A 15,706-nucleotide genomic window follows, 5' to 3' on the forward strand; every position below is an offset into this window, starting at 1 on the left:
TTTAATAGAATGGAAAAGAAGGAACATACCCCCGATTGGGAAGTATATTTTTGTGAGTTAGATGAAAAGCCTGCCAGTATAAGCGTAGACTTGGCACTGGAGGAGCAGGCACCACTGGAGGATAAACCGCAGGTGTTTGAACTGGTAGTAGGCTGCCGCACCTCCGACGAAGATGGCTTCCCGACAGATGAGGCCGAATGGGATTTATTGGGGGAGATGGAGGATGCTTTGGTTCAGCAGCTTGTGGGTAGCCTCGGAGCCACATTTGTAGGAAAGACCCTGAATGATGGAAAACGAACCTTTTACTTTTACAGCAACCACGAAGCGTTGTTAGAGGTTTTCGCCGGCAATGTAATGCAGCAATTTACGGGCTACGAGTTTAATGCAAACACACAGGAAGATAAAGACTGGAGCCTGTACTTCGACTTTCTGTACCCGGAGCCAACGGTGATGCAAACCATCCAGAACGGCAGGCTGATACGGCACATGCAGGAACAGGGAGACCAATCGCATATCCCCAGAAAAATAACGCACGTGCTTTATTTTACCGATGAGGAGCAACAGGACAGGTTCTTAGAAGAAGCAGAAGGGTACGGCTATAGCTTAGAAGAGAAAATCATAGAGGAAAACACACCTTACGCGCCATTTCAGTTACTGCTTTCGAAAGTAAGCAAAGCAGACGAAGCCTCTGTCAACGAAGCTTCTATAGAGCTCTGGATACTGGCCGAAGAGTATAACGGCCAGTATGACGGCTGGGAAGCAGGTTTAGTGAAGGAGAACGATTAGTGTTTAGGAGAGGTGGATTTTAATCCACCTCCATATACTTCTCATCGCCGTTCATCCGTACAATTTTAGGATGAAAGGTGCCTATTACTTCCACCAGGTCCTGCTGGGCGGCCATCACTCTATGAATGTCTTTGTATACCATTGGCGCTTCATCCAGGTCGGAGCCGATCACTTCTATTCCTGCTTTATGCAGGTATTTCTGCACCTGTGGCTTCGAAAGTGTGTTCTTGGCCTGGGTTCTGGACATCACCCGACCAGCTCCGTGCGATGCGGAGTTGATAGCAGCAACCTCGCCTTTTCCTCTGACAATAAAGCCGGGCGTGGCCATAGAACCAGGTATAATGCCTAACACACCTTTACCTGCCGGAGTTGCTCCTTTGCGGTGCACAATCACCTCCCGGCCTTTGGCATCCTTTTCCTTCCAGGCAAAGTTATGGTGGTTTTCTATGCGTGCTATCGCGCTTTCGCCTAAAGCATCGGTTAAGCGGTCATGTATCTGGTGATGGCAGGCAGAGGCATAATCCCCTGCCAGGTTCATCGCCAGCCAGTACTCCTGTCCGGCCTCTGTATTCAGATCCAGCCAGGCCAGATGCTTCGCTTCCTGCGGCAGGCGGCAGGCATCCATGGCTACTTTGGTATAGTAGCCCGCAATGTTGGCGCCAAGGCCACGGGAACCGGAGTGGGAGAGGATAGCCAGATATGTACCTACAGGCAGATCAAACTCATTGCCAGCGTCCTGTATTTCCACCGTGCCAAACTCGACAAAGTGGTTTCCGCCGCCGGAAGTGCCTAGCTGCGAATAAGCCCGGTCTTTCAGCTCGCGTACAACCGGAATTTCAGCAAACTCGCTTCTGTCCATCACCTCATGCCCAATGGGGCGTTTAAAAGAGGCATGGCCGAAGCGGGTATTATCCAGCAGCATCTTTTTAAGCTTCTCCCGGTTCTTATCAAGATACCCTTTATGGATATCGAAGATGCTCATGCTCATGCGGCAGCCTATATCAACACCCACGCCATAAGGAATAACCGCATTGTCAGTGGCCAGCACACCGCCTATAGGCAAGCCGTATCCCTGGTGCGCATCAGGCATTAAAGCTCCTGCTTTGGCTACTGGTAATCGCATCGCAATCTCCATTTGCCGGAGAGCGCCTTGCTCAATTGCTTCTGCACCATAGATAGCATAAGGGTGCTGCCCCTCCTTCAGGGCGATGGGTTCTGCTTCTTTTTGTGCCAGTATTGCCTGCGCCAGAGGGCCCAGCGTAGCATGCAACTGGTATTGGCCCGGAGCAGCTAATACATCCTGCAGCAGCTCAATCTGGTGATTCTTGCCCAGCTCGGTAAAATATGTATGAACAATGTTCAGGGCTGTGCCAAGTGGTTTTCCTGGCGGGAAACCTATGTTCTGTAAATCCTGTGCGGAAAGTTTTTTCGTTTTTGCTGTTGCCATATCGTCTCTTGTTGTTCTGCTACAAAGAGATATACGGGCTATGCAGTCTTTTTGCGTAGTACGTTATTTTATATTGGTGTCGTAAGTATTTATTAATTCGCAGGGGTACCAAGTATAACCGTAAACTTTGTTCCTGCATCAACGGTGCTATTTACTAGAATGCTGCCCCCCAGCGACTCTACCTGTAGTTTGGTCAGGTATAAGCCCAGGCCTTTAGAGTCTTTGTTAACGTGGAATGTTTTGTATAAGCCAAAAAGCTTGGAGCCTACTTTTTCGAGGTCCAGGCCTAAACCATTATCTTCAACAGAAAAAATAAACAGGCCATTCTCAGTAGATGACTTCACCTGTATGACAGGTTTTCTGTCAGCAGCACTATATTTTAGTGCATTAGAAAGCAGGTTATGCACAATACTTTCCATGTATACCTTGGGGATGTATAGCTTCGGAGCTTGCAATTCGAGCTTTATATCAGCTTCTGTAGCAGCTATAACAGCCGTCAGGTTCTGGATTTCCTTCTTAACCAGTTCCTCCAGCAGAACCTCATCCTGGGCCAGGTTCTGATTCAGGGTGGTATGCAGAATATCGTATAAGTCCTGGATGGTATCCAACATATTACCCGCCATTGTATTCACCCGGTCCATTACCTCACCGCAGGTTTCCTCGTCCGGAGTAATCTGATAGAGTTCGTACAAGCCCCGGATGTTGTTCATCGGGGAACGCAGGTTATGGGCTATAATCTGGGCAAAATCTTCTAAACGGGCATTCTTTTGCTTCAGGTCATCGGTGGTTTCCTGCAGCTCTGTGTTGAGTCGTTGCAGCGATGCGGCCTGGCTATGAAGCCTGAAAGCCTGTAAGTCTTTTAAGAACAATTGGGCTATATCCAGTTCGTTCAGGCTCCAGGGCTGTGATTTTCCTTTTACCACTTCCTGCCAGTTGGCAAATGATTTACGGGGATGAATACGCATATCATCACCTGTATAAACCTTATCCGGCTTGCCCGCCCATATCTTGGTTTCTTTTATCTCTGGCTTAAACAGCAGAATATACTCTTTGTGAGGCTTCGAAATTTCCAGTGCAAGTAAACCACTGGCTACGTCTTTGTAAGGCCGGGCCTGCCCGAACTGGCGGGATAGTTCACGGGTATGGAAAATAGAATCAGTGGCGTTTTCTGTAACCCAGCCGATCAGTTCCTGTACCTGTTCTGCGGTAGGCGTAGCTCCTTTCAAACTGATTTTTCCGGCGTAAAACATAGCGGCCCCAGTACAGGACGCTAAGGAGAGCAGGTTGGTTTCACTTTCAAAAAGGCCTCGTGTTATTTCACCGGTGTTATAGAGTTGGTCAATCAGTTTCGCCTCAGTAGCCTTATACGCTTCAAATTGATTGAAATCTCTTGTCTCTTCTATAGAAGGGATCATGTTTGCTAATGCCTTTGCTGCTAAAAGGCACATTTCCCGCTTCCACGAATCTATAAACACCGGGCTGAGGTTATGGCAGGTGATCAGCCCCCAGAGTTTGCCTTTTACAATGATAGATACGGAGAGGGTGGCTCCAACCTGCATGTTGCGCAGGTATTCCAGGTGTATTTCAGAAGGATTTCGCAACTCCGACTGTATAATGTTAGTCGGTTTTCCAGAAGTGGGGTTAAAGTAAGGCACTATATCAACCGCTGCAGCATTAATATCAGGTATCTGGCGAACATGCTTCCTGAGTAACAGTGCCCGGGCCGGAGCAGGTATGTCGCTGGCCGGGAAATGATGGTGCAGAAAGGAATGTACTCCAGGTTTAACCGTTTCTGCAATTACCTCTCCATTCCACTCCTGATCAAACATATACAGCATCACACGGTCGTAATCGAGCAGCGCCTGCACATAATCTGTAATTAATTTAGCGAGTTCTTCCTGCGAGCTAAGGTTGTTCAACTCGCTTTGAAGATGGGAATAATAACAGTTTTGCTGTAACCTTACTTTATCGGAATCGCTGGAATAGGGCTCGCATTCCAGGATGTATTTATCGGCAGATTCATATATAAAGCCGAAAAAAGCTCTTTCTCTCAGGTGAAGTAACAGCGGGTTCATATAAATCCGGCTGGTGAAAACCCTTTCGAGGGTATGCATTTCTTCTGCCGAAATGATAGCGTGTAGAGATTTTCCCAGCAGATCTTCTACGTCTGATTCTAAATAAAGCCCTACGTTTTCACTTACCTGCTCAATGGTGAGGGTAGTTTTGTGGAGGACCATCAGGAAGCCATGTGGCTGCACTCTGCCTATAATATGGATAGGCTCTTTATCGCAATTAGTAAGATCTACAGTGATGTTTTTGTAGTTCTGCATGTTCTGTTAAATGTTCGCGTAATAACCAGAACACGTTGTGGTTTACCCCTGCAGCATCCTGTAATATAGTATCTTCTGAAACGTATTCCGGGCGTAGCAACTTGTTTTACAAGCCTTATCGTTTATTGCCATGCCGCTCCTGCTCCTGATAACTCCCACGTATACGTAGTATACGTTAAGAGTTTATACTGAAAAATGCAGAAATTTGCAATGGCAGATCAAATGCCGTTTAACCTGCTATTCACTGAATACAAAGGTATAACAGGGAAAGCCATACGCTTGATTTGGATTCTGAAGGTATAACAACAAGTTGACAAAAATACGGACAATTACACTCCTTTAAAAGCAATGAAGCTGTCTTTTTAGTAAAACGCTTTCAGATTACTTACCAAACATATATTGTTTCTGTGCAGCTGTTACCAAAGGCTCATATACCCGCACATAATCTATTTCCAGGCGCTGCGGCCATACAGCGGGATCGATGCCCTCCCGACCGCCCCAGCCGCCTCCTACCGCCACGTTAAGAAGCAGGTAGTAGCGTTGGTGAAAAGGATTAGTACCCGCCTGAATATTATTTTCGAATACATGATAAAGCTCGCCATCGAGGTAATACTCTATTTTGTCGGCTGTCCAGTTAATGCCGTAGCGGTGAAAGGAGGTATCGAAGTCAGGTACATGTATGCTGCCACCCGACTGCAGGTTTTCTCCGGCATAATGCAGCGTGCCATGTACAACTCCCGGATCATGTCCCACGTGTTCCATAATATCGATTTCGCCGTCGGGCAGAGAGTCGTGGTTAAAGTTTTCGGGCAGCATCCAGATGGCGGGCCATGTACCTCTTCCGGCCGGTAATTTGGCCCGGACCTCTATATAACCGAATTGCCAGGCGGCAAGTCCCTGGGTTTTTAGTCTGGCTGATGTAAACCGGCTGTTTTTTCTTTGCTGCTGCCGGGCCTCAATAATCAGCTTATGGTCTTTTAGCCTGACATTCTGAATGCTTTTAGTATAGTATTGCAGTTCGCCGTTTCCCCAGCCGCATACTTTCGGGCAGCCATCTCCCAGGTCGTTGGTCCAGCGCCTTTTGTCAGGTGCGCCACGGTAGTCAAACTCGTCGCTCCATAGCAGGCGTGGTGCCGCTGCGTGTTCAGTGCCTGTCATGATGTGTAATAGAATGAAAAAAATAAAGTGAAGAAAAAGCAACATGCCGTAGTTGTCTGTTGATAAGCATACACTATGCGCAGGAGAATAGTTTAACTACCGGAACACCTGCCTGTAATGCAAGCCATAGGTTATAGCAAGCCGCCACTGCTGCACTTTAAGTAAGTGAAGCAGTGGCGGCTTGCTACGGACAGGAAGTGCTAGTTTTGGAAAGAAGTAACAGCTTCGCTTAAATCCAGTACAGTGGCCTTGGGCAAAGCTTTTTCAAGTATGCTGCTGCCTGCTGCCGAACGGTAACCTCCTGCGCAATGTACCACTATCGGCTTGTCCAGGGGGACTTCCTGTGCTCTTTCCCTTAACTCCGGCAGAGGGATGTGCATGGCTTGTTTAAAGAAAGACGCTTCGGCAACTTCGGGAGCATTCCGGATGTCTATGATCGTGTACTGTGCCGGATCAGCCTTAAATTTTTCGAGGTCTATTAGCGGGCTGCTTGCTTCGGCCTCCGCATCCCACACAAAGGCTCCTTTTATCTTGCTCTCATAACCTATCTTAGCTGCTTTGGCAATCAGATCATCTAAAGTTTTCTCATCGGCTGCCAACAGGTAAAAGTTTTCTTCAGGGCCTATAATGCTCCCTAACCAGGTTTCAAACTTTGCTCCATTCTGAATATTAAGAGCACCTTTTAGGTGGCCTTTTTTAAAGCTATGCTGGTTGCGGGCATCAACTATCAAAACATTCGTGTCGGTTGGCTGAAAGTTGTCGGGAAGCCTTTCTACAACTGCAATACTTGCGGCGTAGGCGGGTGCTCCATTTTTGTTCAGGGCTACATCGTAGGCAAAATATTTCGGAATAAAAGGCTGGTCTTCTGTAATCATTTTTACAAAAGCCTCCTCGGGCATCGCCTGCAGGGCGTAATTGCCTAGCTTTTCTGCTCCAATAGTGCTGCTGTTGGCCTGGCTGAGTGCTTTACCGCACAAAGAGCCTGCTCCGTGTGCCGGATACACCAGCACCTCATCCTGCAGCGTCATAAGTTTTTCACGGGTACTTTTATACAGCTGCCTGGCCAGTTCTTCCCGTTTGGCAGTCATATTACCTGCATTTTCCCGCAGATCAGGCCTGCCAACGTCGCCTATAAATAAGGTGTCTCCGGTAAATACGGCTACAGCCTTGCCATCTGATGCTGCTACAATGCTAATGCCATCGGGGGAGTGGCCGGGTGTAAATAAACACTTAAGTTTTACCTCTCCCAATTCTATGGCATCGCCATCGTCGAAAGGCTGGTGCGGGTAATCTGCTCCAACTAATTTGCTGACGTATAGGGTGGCTCCGGTTCTGTGGTGTATTTCGAGGTGAGAACTCACAAAATCGGCATGCGGGTGCGTTTCTATCACACCAGTTATTGTCGCCTGGTTAGCGTCTGCAAAAGCAAAGTAAGGTGCTGGGTTGCGGGCCGGATCAACCAGTATAATCTGCCGGGTGGTTTCGCTAAGGATGGCATAGGAAAAATGCGCTAAGCCTTTATCCTCGAACTGTTCTATTTTCATGTTCTAACTCGTTTAACTCTTCTTTGGTTAAGATGCCTGTGCAAGCCTCAAACAAGCTATCAGACATCAGCACAACAAAGATAGGGATATGCCCAAACCTGTTCCGTGACATTGGTCACACAGGAGAAAAATATGATCCTGACAAATATCATACTTTCTGTGGATGTTCGTCATCTTTTTTCAGCATTTGAAAAATTAGCTTTGACTTGTTAACCAGCCGCCAGTTCCGAAACGGCTATTCAGAAACATTAAAGCACAGTTACCATGAAAACTCTTTTTGTACCTACCGATTTTTCGCAGGATGCCACCAACGCCTTGCTGTACGCTTTAGATATGGCAAAGGCAACTCCTGCGAAAATGATTGTTTTCCACGCTTTCTTTCCTGTGATGTCTCCACCGGCAGCTTATGAGATTCCTTCGCTGATACCTGAACTGGAACGGGGTAAGGCTTTGGAACTGGAGGAATATGTAAAAGAAGTGCAGCAGGCGGTTTCTTCCGATGTGGTGTTGGATTACTACTCAACTGGCGGAAGCTACCTGGCCGTAGATCCTTCGCAGCAGGTGAGTAAAAGCGGTTATCACACCATCGAAGAAATCCATGAACCGGTTAGCCTGCAGGCAGTAAACATCACCTGTGTTGCTAAAATGGGAGCTATCTTTGAGCAGATTTTAAGTGCTGCTACTGCTTATAGTGCCGACCTGGTGATAATGGGAATGCAGGGCCACGATGCCCTGAGCCAGGCACTGATAGGAAGCACCACACTTTCTGTTATGCGCAACAGCAGGATTCCGGTAATGGGTATACCTAAGGGAGCCAGGTTCAGAGGGTTAAGGTCAGTTGTGTTTGCCTCAGACCTGAGCAGGCAGCCTGATCTGTTTGTGCTGCGTAAGCTGCATGACTTTGTAAGGGCTTATAATCCAAAGCTACAGGTATTGCACCTTTACAAGCACCAAGACCAGCTGGCAGAGCTTAAAAAGACATCTCTGGCCCTGGATGTGCTGGACAGGCAACTGCGTGACCTTGCGTATCAGGTCGTGCTGAAGCAAAAGGAAAACGTGCCGGAGGGAATACAAGCCTTTGTGCAGGAACAACAGGCCGATCTGCTTATCCTGAGTCCGCAGCGCCATAACTGGCTGGACAGGTTGTTGAACAAAAGCGTGACAGAGAAGATGACAGCCAGTTCTGCTTTTCCTTTGCTTACGCTTCCGGCTTCCGAAGCAAGAGAGGCCACTAGCGAAGAAGCGGAAGAGGCGGAGCCTTTTGCGGCCTTTGCCTGGTAACCTTCTGTAAACGGTTTAAAACAGAAGAGCCTTCTCCGGCTAAGAGAAGGCTCTTCTGTTTTGCAAGAATTGAAAAGGTTTACTCTTCCTTCATTGCTTTTTTATTGATAGAGGCTTTAGCCAGCTTGTTCAGCTTGGAATCTGTGTCTTTTTCTTCTTTCAGAGTTTCGCTTAGCAGTTTGTGAGCATCGCTATGGCCCAGGCTTTCGGCAAACTGAGCTGCAGTACCGTAGCCGGATATCTCATAGTGCTCGATGCGTTGTGCGCAGGCGATCAGACCAGCATCTTTTGTTTCAGGACTGGCATTTTCATCAATCATTTCTTCGCCTTCTGCAATCAGGCCTTCCATTGCCTTGCACTTCATGCGGCCAGGGCTGATGCCGAGTTTTTCACATACCTGCTCCAGGCGTTCCTTCTGTACTTTCGTTTCCTCCAGGTGGCTTTCAAAGGCTTCTCTTAATTTCGGATCAGCTGCTTTTTTTGCCATTTTAGGTAGTGCTTCAATTAATTGTTTTTCAGCGCTATATAAATCTTTCAGTTCATGATGAAAGAGTTCTTCCAGGTTCTTTAACTTAGCCATAGTTTTATTGTTGTTAGGTTAAAACATACTATACTTTGCTAAACTATACGGCTACCCTCCGGAAGTGTTAGTTAGCCCGCTAAATTAGTTGAGCGAGCGTTGGCTTAACCTGAAGCTATTAGCTTGTATTTTACAACAGAGGCATAAGTGGGTTTTCTGATAGCCTGTAATGTTTTAGGGTTGAGCAGCTCTACTTTATCTGCTCTTCTTAATTCTTCGAAAGCAGCAAGGTAATTTTCTTTGGTATAGTTCGTGCCCAGGTGATGCTCTTCGTAAATCTTTTCCACCGATTTATACTTAAACTGCGCTCCGGCCTGTGCCAGCGAGGCTACCAGGTTGTGCAGCGAATACAGATGCTGGTCCTGGAAAAGCACAAGCTGTGGCGAGCCCTGGTTAGCCTTAAAGGAAAGTACGCCATCTGGCTGGTAATCGCTGTACTCCTGTAAAATAGCTTTAAAGCTTTTATATGCCTGTTTGTGCCGCGTAGCAAACAGTATGAAATGATCTGCCTGGCTGGCATCGGGTAAGTTTACCTGGAGCAGGAGCGTAAACCTGCCTGCATGCTGCATAACCTGCCTGAGTTGTTCCGCCATAAACTCCTGCTTCCTGGCTTTGCTTTTTTCTTTTTTTAACAAATCCTGTATCTTCTGCAGTCGTGTTCCCAACAGGGCCGCCAGAGCCGGACTGCTTTTCCTGGCGCTTAATGCTTTGTGCATGCTTTCAGGCGAAAAGAGCATCAGTATATCTGCTGCAGCCTGAGGCAGGGCCTGCTGCAAAGTTTCCAGCGCAAACGGATTACGAAACGGATCCATGACCAGGAGTGCGGGCGCATCGGGCAGTGCGTTTAAGAATTCCTGCCGGCTTTCTTCTTCTACCAAGGCAGCAGGAACAGCGTGAAGTAACCGGAAAGCAGGTGAAGTTTGCAAAAGCTCCAGCTGCTTCTGCAGTACAGCCTGATCGGGGTGATGCAGGTGCAGGCTTAGTATTTCCCGGAGCTTCTCCTTTTTTGCAAGACATTGGGCCAGTGCGTCAAAAGCCGTAGGCGTATTCAGGGCATCAGTGGCATCGTCTGTTTGTAAATCAATATAGCGAATTCCCTGGGGTTCGGGAGCTTCTGCTAAATAAGTGGTGAACCAGGTTTCTAAGTAAGCGCTTAAAAGATGCTGTTTTACGTCAGAGAAGCTGCGTTTCTGCTTAAAAAAAGAATTCGGTTCTGGTAATGACATAGCATGTTAGTTCACTTCCGGTAGTATCAGCAAAGGCTGGTAATGGACCTTACGGTAAATTTAAATTTTGTGTAACGGCTGCTTTATGCAAGGCAGGCAAGTTTACAAACTGCTAAATTAATTAGTATTTAAGATTGATGGCTAAAAAAAATAGTTTTATTTTGAAAATGAAGGCGGCGCTTCTGAATAGCCTTAGTCGCGGACACAGAAAATATTACCTTCCATGGCCAGGTCAGTTTTAGGGAATAAAGCCTGGGCTTCGGCTAAAAGTGGCGTCAGGTCTTTGTAGCGCACCGAAAAGTGCCCGATCAGGAGCTGGCGCACCTGGGCGGCACAGGCCATCTCTGCTGCTTGCCTGGCGGTACTATGAAAGGTGAACGTAGCCCTTTCCTGCAGGTCGTGTGTAAAAGTGGCCTCGTGGTAAAGCAAGTCAACGTTTTTGAGGTAAGGGAGCAGGTCCGGCTTATAGCGGCTGTCTGAGCAATAGGCATAGCTGCGGCTGCGTTTGGGCCCGGTTGTTACCTCTTTATGCTGTACCAGTATGTTCCCCTGCTCGTCCAGAACATCTTCTCCCCATTTTAGGCGCACAAGCTGAGGGGGAGTAAGAAAGGGGGGGAGTTTTTCTTTCAGGAGGGATCGCGGCTTCTGCTTTTCCCGGAAAAGAAAACCACAGCAGGGTACCCGATGCTCCATGGGCAAGGTATGCACGGTTATTTGTTTATCCTCGAATATCTTTTTGTAGCAGGTGGTATCCAGCTCGTGAAAGATGAGTTGAAAACACAGGTTGGTGCCGGAGTACTTAAACTGCAGACTTAAGATTTCGGAAAGGCCGGGTGGGCCGAAAAGGTGGAGGGGGAGGTGCCTGCCCTGCAAATGCATGGTGGAAAGCAATCCGGCCAGGCCAAAGTAATGGTCGCCGTGCAGGTGGCTGATGTATATATTACAAATGCGCTGATGCTTTATCTTATAAAGCATCAGCTGCATTTGTGTGCCTTCTCCGCAATCAATTAGATGGTACTGATTGCCGATGGTTAAAACCTGGGCTGTATGATGCCTGTTTGCCGAGGGTGTGGCCGACGAACTGCCAAGTATCCTGAGTTCGAAATCCACAGGCAAACAATAAGCTTAGTCTTCTTTTTTAGTCAAGTCCTGCTCAATCTCGTGCAGAAAAACGCGGTCAATCGCTTCTTCTACAGTAGGCAGAATGTTTAAAACAGACTCTAATTTAGATATTGTTACCAGTTTCATCACATGATCCTGTAAACCTGTAAGGATCAGAAGTCCGTTAGACGAGTTGCAAAGCCTGTTCGCTATCAGAATAGAGCTTAGGCCAGAAGAATCTGTGTATTTAACGTTGTTAAGATCCAGGATCAGGTTAGTAATTCCTTCTGCATTCAATTTCACAAACTCAGACTTCAGGTCAGGAGCAATAGAAGTATCTAACTTCTTTTCATCTATCGTGATAGTGGTATAATTTTCTTTCTTATCAATCGTGTACTTCATAGATCTACCATTAAGGATTTAAACGCGAATGTACCAAATTTTACGCTAATAAGTCTAACCTTTTAGGCTAAAAATTGTTTTCTCCACATTCTGCTCAATGCGTTTGAGCACTTCGTTATAATTCATTTTTTCAAATTTCTGGCCTGTAACCATGCCAAAAAGCTCGATATAGCGCTCAGAAATCTGTTGTACTACATCGTCTGTCATTTCAGGAACCGTTTGTCCCTCTTTACCCTGAAATCCGTTTTCAATGAGCCACTGACGAACAAACTCTTTAGAAAGTTGTCGTTGCGGTTCTCCTTTTTCCTGTCGTTCAGCATAGCCTTCGCTGTAGAAATAACGAGAAGAATCAGGTGTATGGATTTCATCAATAAGATAAATCTGGCCATTGTACTTGCCAAACTCATACTTTGTGTCTACCAGAATAAGGCCTTGTTCTTTAGCCAGGGCTGTACCGCGTGCAAACAAAGAACGGGTATAATCCTCTAATTTAAGATAATCTTCTTCGGAAACAATTTTTTTGGCTAAAATTTCTTCTCTGGAGATGTCTTCATCATGGCCCTCATCTGCCTTTGTGGTAGGAGTGATAATGGGTTCAGGAAGCTTATCGTTTTCCCGTAAGCCATCGGGCAGGCTTACACCACACAAAGTGCGTTTACCAGCTTTATACTCGCGCCACGCATGGCCGGCAAGGTAGCCTCTGATTACCATCTCTACTTTAAAGGGTTCGCAACGGTACCCTATTGTTACACTGGGATCTGGTGTGGCTATCACCCAATTCGGAACAATGTCGGCGGTTGCCGTTAAAAACAGGCTGGCAATCTGGTTGAGTACTTGTCCTTTATAAGGTATAGGGCGTGGCAGTACAACATCAAATGCGGAAATGCGGTCTGTTGCTACAACAGCCAGTCTGTCCTCAAAATAATATACGTCGCGAACTTTGCCTCTATAAAAGCCAGTTTGATTGGCAAAAGAGAAGTTGGTTTCTTTTATGGCCTCCATTAATATGTCAGGTTTATAGGCGAGCAAAGTTAGTTATATTTTAGAGGTCTGGAAATTTTTATAATGTTTGTTTCTAAGGCAGCCCGACTACATTATTTTCTGCCTGTTACAGGCTGCTTAGGATAAGCGTATATACATTGGTAGTTGAAATTAGTTTTATACTATAGAGCCTATAGTTTGCATATTATTCAGAATATAAGCGCTGATGTATATACTTTGTTTTGTATTAAACGCAAGGTGCCAGTATAAATTACCCATACTCGCGTTTTGTACGGTTGCTTCTTATAAGCAGGTATGAGGTTCATTCTTTGCAGGCTGTTGCAGGAGCCGGACAAACTAAGGCTGTAGCTGGTAGTCTCTTGTATTTGCCATTCCACGCTTTATATCACATCTTTGCCATACAACATGTCCCAGCTATGGGTTGAATAGTATTCTATCTGCTATTCACATTTATAAAAAAATAGCTTAGGGTTGTTACTACCTTACCTTTGCAAGAAGCTTGTGCTATGTTGTTAGGAATAGATCAATAGGCTTGACTATAAAGCCTGAAACAGAGAGAGCATAATTCTGATCCGGGATTTGGAGTTGGATTAATATGAATTTTATCTGCAGGGTGAGCAGTGTATTATATTACAGATCGAAGCATTTGTAAAGAATAATTGGATGTGTATGGACAGAGAATCTTTGAATAGAGCCTTGTATGGTAGTAAAATTCTAGTATATAAAACTTTAAGACGTACTACCTATGTACTTACATTATTGGCAGTAGGTCTGTTGCTGTATGCACATGGCGTAGAGAAAAAACTGGAGGCACTCAGCTTGATCTACCAGCTGATAGACGGTATAATGGTTGCATTTGTCGTCATATATTTTCTGAGAATGCTTTACAGCTTTGAGAGAAGCAAGTTTATACGTAGCACCTGGTTTGAAGGACTGTTGATGGGAATCATCCTGCTGCATGTATGCTGCACGTATATTTTCCGCTTTCCTATTCTATACTTTTTATTTGAAGGTATTGGTATTCCTCTTTCTGTAGAACTGTATAGGGTGCTGGTGTCGCTTTACATGCTGCTTCTGGCGCTTGTAGAGTTGTTGGCAACAAGGATTTACCTGCGGGCTGTGCAACTGAGAACTACCACTACTTTTCTGCTTAGTTTCCTTCTGCTGATCCTAGCAGGTACCACGCTTCTAATGTTGCCTAAAATGAGTCATTCTCCGGAGGGAATCAGATTTATAGATGCGTTATTTATGGCCATTAGCTCCTCCTGCATCACTGGGCTTGCCGTGGTTGACGTGGGCAGTTATTTCACTTTTTCAGGACAGGTAGTAATTCTGATACTGGTGCAGCTAGGCGGCTTAGGTATGCTTACGTTTGCTACTTTTATTGCATCTTTAATGCGCCAAGGCATTGGTATTAAACACCAGATAGCTGTGCATGAATTGGTAGAGGGTGAATCTGTTTATACTTCAGGTAGCCTGATGCGCAAGCTCCTTTTGTTCACCTTAATAATTGAGGGGCTAGGAGCTGTTTTCATTTATTTAACTTGGGGAGATGAGGTATACTTCCCCAATATCGGTTCCAAACTTTTTTTTTCTGTTTTTCATGCAGTTACTGCTTTTTGTAATGCCGGCTTTTCTCTTTTCCCGGAAGGACTTTATACACCACCTGTTCAAAATTCTTACGCGCTTCACCTGATTGTTGCCAGTTTGGTTATAGTAGGCGGGCTTGGTGTGCCTACTATTGTCGATGTGTTTTCTCCTGCCAATGTACGTGATCGTATTCGAAAACCCTGGAAAAAATGGAAGACACTCTCCCGAATTACAATTTATTCTTCAACTGTGTTACTTGTATTTGGTACAATTGTATTCTTTTTGCTGGAATATTATAATACCCTTTCAGGGCATGGTTTAGTAGGGGGGCTGACTACTGCGTTTTTCCAGTCAGTTACAACACGGTCATCAGGCTTCAATACCGTAGATATCTCAGCTTTGTCAGTTCCTTGCCTGATGCTTTTTATTTTTCTGATGTTCATAGGTGCTTCGCCAGGCTCTACAGGGGGTGGTATTAAAACTACAACTTTTGTAGTTATTTTGTTTGCTGTAGCCTCTACTATTCGGAACAGGCCTACTATACAAATCGGTCGTAGAACCATTCCTCATGTAGTTGCTTATAAAGCTTTTTCTGTTTTTACGTTCGCTGCTTTAGCTAATTTCTTTTTTATTTTTATTCTAACATTAACGGATGCTCAGTTTAGTGTACTTGTGCTGGCGTTTGAACAGGTATCAGCCTTTTCAACTACGGGCTTAAGCACAGGAATTACAGCCGGGCTCTCCGATATGGGTAAATGTGTAATTATGCTTTCGATGTACATGGGTAGAGTGGGTACGCTCACTCTGGCACTGGCTCTGAGTGCACGCCAAATGCACGCCACCTATAAATACCCGATAACAAATGTGGTAGTCGGTTAAATAGTGTAATTATTATGTTAAATAATATGGTTTTTATATTTTATAAAGCTAATTTTAAACGATTGATGCAGAAGGTGTCCTGATCTTAAAACGTTGCTAGCTAATCAAGAGTAATAGCAATTACATATTGTTAAAAGAGTATTTTGGTTTCTATAATGCTGGAACAGTTGCCGGCGACTAAATGATAGGGTAATTAAGAAGAATGTTGTTGAGTGCTTTGCATGTAGCGTTTGTCGCCTTTTAATGGCGATAGCTACCAAGTGCGGCTGGTAGAAGTTATAGCTGGCGTGATACCTCATTTTTTGCAGTCAGGGGCTGCCGTTTATCCGGCCGGGGCTCGACTGAATTAAAACCATTAGAATTGAAGATAAATGTTGGCA

12 protein-coding genes are annotated in these 15,706 nt (G+C 45.6%); 3 read left to right on the plus strand and 9 right to left on the minus strand.

The features are described from left to right. Positions 1-9: 9 nt before the first annotated feature. On the plus strand, positions 10-786 hold the full coding sequence (locus C1N53_RS02850; RefSeq protein WP_137757887.1) for a DUF695 domain-containing protein: 777 nt from the start codon (positions 10-12) through the stop codon (positions 784-786). 19 nt (positions 787-805) lie between these two features. Here the strand turns inward: C1N53_RS02850 and C1N53_RS02855 are convergent, their stop codons facing one another. The 4 genes from C1N53_RS02855 to C1N53_RS02870 form a co-directional block, all read right to left on the minus strand. Next, positions 806-2,233, minus strand: a complete 1,428-nt coding sequence (locus C1N53_RS02855; RefSeq protein WP_137757888.1) for an RtcB family protein — start codon at positions 2,231-2,233, stop codon at positions 806-808. Between the two features lie 92 nt (positions 2,234-2,325). Then, on the minus strand, positions 2,326-4,563 hold the full coding sequence (locus C1N53_RS02860; RefSeq protein WP_137757889.1) for a GAF domain-containing protein: 2,238 nt from the start codon (positions 4,561-4,563) through the stop codon (positions 2,326-2,328). Positions 4,564-4,944: 381 nt separating this feature from the next. Next, positions 4,945-5,721, minus strand: coding sequence for a family 16 glycosylhydrolase (locus C1N53_RS02865; protein WP_240773365.1), 777 nt, complete (start codon positions 5,719-5,721; stop codon positions 4,945-4,947). A gap of 200 nt (positions 5,722-5,921) precedes the next feature. Further along, positions 5,922-7,265, minus strand: a complete 1,344-nt coding sequence (locus C1N53_RS02870) for a rhodanese-like domain-containing protein (RefSeq protein WP_137757891.1) — start codon at positions 7,263-7,265, stop codon at positions 5,922-5,924. A 264-nt stretch (positions 7,266-7,529) separates the two neighbouring features. On the opposite strand from C1N53_RS02870, the gene C1N53_RS02875 reads away from it, so the two are divergent. Then, positions 7,530-8,546, plus strand: a complete 1,017-nt coding sequence (locus C1N53_RS02875; protein WP_137757892.1) for a universal stress protein — start codon at positions 7,530-7,532, stop codon at positions 8,544-8,546. A 79-nt stretch (positions 8,547-8,625) separates the two neighbouring features. Here C1N53_RS02875 and C1N53_RS02880 read toward each other — a convergent pair whose 3' ends face one another. The 5 genes from C1N53_RS02880 to C1N53_RS02900 form a co-directional block, all read right to left on the minus strand. Beyond that, on the minus strand, positions 8,626-9,126 hold the full coding sequence (locus tag C1N53_RS02880; RefSeq protein WP_137757893.1) for a ferritin-like domain-containing protein: 501 nt from the start codon (positions 9,124-9,126) through the stop codon (positions 8,626-8,628). A gap of 104 nt (positions 9,127-9,230) precedes the next feature. Next, entirely contained in the window at positions 9,231-10,352 is a 1,122-nt protein-coding gene (locus C1N53_RS02885) for a hypothetical protein (protein WP_137757894.1), read from the minus strand. Positions 10,353-10,544: 192 nt separating this feature from the next. Then, positions 10,545-11,462 (minus strand): ribonuclease Z, encoded by a 918-nt coding sequence (locus tag C1N53_RS02890; protein WP_137757895.1) that lies wholly within the window; start codon positions 11,460-11,462, stop codon positions 10,545-10,547. Positions 11,463-11,477: 15 nt separating this feature from the next. Continuing rightward, positions 11,478-11,855, minus strand: a complete 378-nt coding sequence (locus C1N53_RS02895) for an STAS domain-containing protein (RefSeq protein ID WP_137757896.1) — start codon at positions 11,853-11,855, stop codon at positions 11,478-11,480. Positions 11,856-11,909: 54 nt separating this feature from the next. Next, a complete protein-coding gene (locus C1N53_RS02900; RefSeq protein ID WP_137757897.1) occupies positions 11,910-12,857 on the minus strand; it encodes a phosphoribosylaminoimidazolesuccinocarboxamide synthase in 948 nt (315 codons plus the stop codon). A 669-nt stretch (positions 12,858-13,526) separates the two neighbouring features. Between C1N53_RS02900 and C1N53_RS02905 the strand changes: the two genes are divergently transcribed. Continuing rightward, positions 13,527-15,326: a TrkH family potassium uptake protein gene (locus C1N53_RS02905; protein ID WP_137757898.1), complete on the plus strand. Its 1,800-nt coding sequence runs from the start codon at positions 13,527-13,529 to the stop codon at positions 15,324-15,326. The last annotated feature ends 380 nt before the right edge of the window (positions 15,327-15,706 follow it).

This window comes from Pontibacter sp. SGAir0037, assembly GCF_005491705.1.
In the GTDB taxonomy this organism is placed as follows: Bacteria; Bacteroidota; Bacteroidia; order Cytophagales; family Hymenobacteraceae; genus Pontibacter.

What these genes read in the sequence shown, in the direction of transcription:
- C1N53_RS02850 (WP_137757887.1), top strand. Translation starts at nt 10, where the DNA reads ATGGAAAAGAAGGAACATACCCCCGATTGGGAAGTATATTTTTGTGAG.
- C1N53_RS02855 (WP_137757888.1), bottom strand. Translation starts at nt 2,233, where the DNA reads ATGGCAACAGCAAAAACGAAAAAACTTTCCGCACAGGATTTACAGAAC.
- C1N53_RS02860 (WP_137757889.1), bottom strand. Translation starts at nt 4,563, where the DNA reads ATGCAGAACTACAAAAACATCACTGTAGATCTTACTAATTGCGATAAA.
- C1N53_RS02865 (WP_240773365.1), bottom strand. Translation starts at nt 5,721, where the DNA reads ATGACAGGCACTGAACACGCAGCGGCACCACGCCTGCTATGGAGCGAC.
- C1N53_RS02870 (WP_137757891.1), bottom strand. Translation starts at nt 7,265, where the DNA reads ATGAAAATAGAACAGTTCGAGGATAAAGGCTTAGCGCATTTTTCCTAT.
- C1N53_RS02875 (WP_137757892.1), top strand. Translation starts at nt 7,530, where the DNA reads ATGAAAACTCTTTTTGTACCTACCGATTTTTCGCAGGATGCCACCAAC.
- C1N53_RS02880 (WP_137757893.1), bottom strand. Translation starts at nt 9,126, where the DNA reads ATGGCTAAGTTAAAGAACCTGGAAGAACTCTTTCATCATGAACTGAAA.
- C1N53_RS02885 (WP_137757894.1), bottom strand. Translation starts at nt 10,352, where the DNA reads ATGTCATTACCAGAACCGAATTCTTTTTTTAAGCAGAAACGCAGCTTC.
- C1N53_RS02895 (WP_137757896.1), bottom strand. Translation starts at nt 11,855, where the DNA reads ATGAAGTACACGATTGATAAGAAAGAAAATTATACCACTATCACGATA.
- C1N53_RS02900 (WP_137757897.1), bottom strand. Translation starts at nt 12,857, where the DNA reads ATGGAGGCCATAAAAGAAACCAACTTCTCTTTTGCCAATCAAACTGGC.
- C1N53_RS02905 (WP_137757898.1), top strand. Translation starts at nt 13,527, where the DNA reads ATGGACAGAGAATCTTTGAATAGAGCCTTGTATGGTAGTAAAATTCTA.